Consider the following 733-nt stretch of genomic DNA (forward strand, 5'->3'; position numbering starts at 1 on the left):
AGTCCGTCGTGGAAAAGATCTTCGAGGCCCTTGGCCTTGCTTTGCGATTCCTTTTTCGTAGCCATCGTCGTCTCCGAGTGTGAGAAACGCGTGTCTGGTGACACGCGCAGCTTTAACCAAAGTGGGTGCTGTTTGTTCCTTCGGGCCGATCGGCAATCCACGGTCCTCATAGTGCCGAACACGACACTTTCTTAGACCACGGCAGTAACCGTCTTCGAGCGGGTGGAGGGTACAATCGCCCGGGGTCGATTGAGCGAGCTGACCGAGGATCACATAGATCCGGTTCCGTTTGATCGCCGTCACGACCTCCGATTCCAACTGTGCGCAACCCTGAATGATGCTCGCCGGTTCGCTCTTGTGCTCGGCGTCGGAATGCTGACAACATAAACGAGTCCGCTGTCGAGTGCGCGTCGGGAATGAATTTCGGAAGTGCGGCTATGCCGCCGGCCGATGCGCCTATCCGACAAACGGGAGACGGAGCATCCTTCCCTGCAGCGCCGCCCGAAGTGTTGGCGAGGCCGGATCAGTTTTGCTTCGTCGTCGCGCCATTCTCTGCCACTATGCCACGCCTGCTTTCGAGAATTCGTTCGATCACTTCGGCGTCCGCTTCGTATTCTCTCGACCGTTCCTGCAGCTTTGCCGCCATGTCAACGCGGGCCAACTCACTTTCCCGGTCGGCCATTCGCCGGGTGAATGCCGCCCGCTGCTGATGCGCGCGCAGCAAGCTCCACAA

The 733-nt window shown here is 58.9% G+C and carries 1 pseudogene; it reads right to left on the reverse strand.

Annotation, left to right across the window (positions count from 1 at the left end):
* Window positions 1–523: 523 nt before the first annotated feature.
* Window positions 524–733: pseudogene (locus tag AC0L3O_RS35425) on the reverse strand (chemotaxis protein CheB); the annotation flags it as partial.

This window comes from Mesorhizobium sp. WSM4810 (assembly GCF_055811235.1).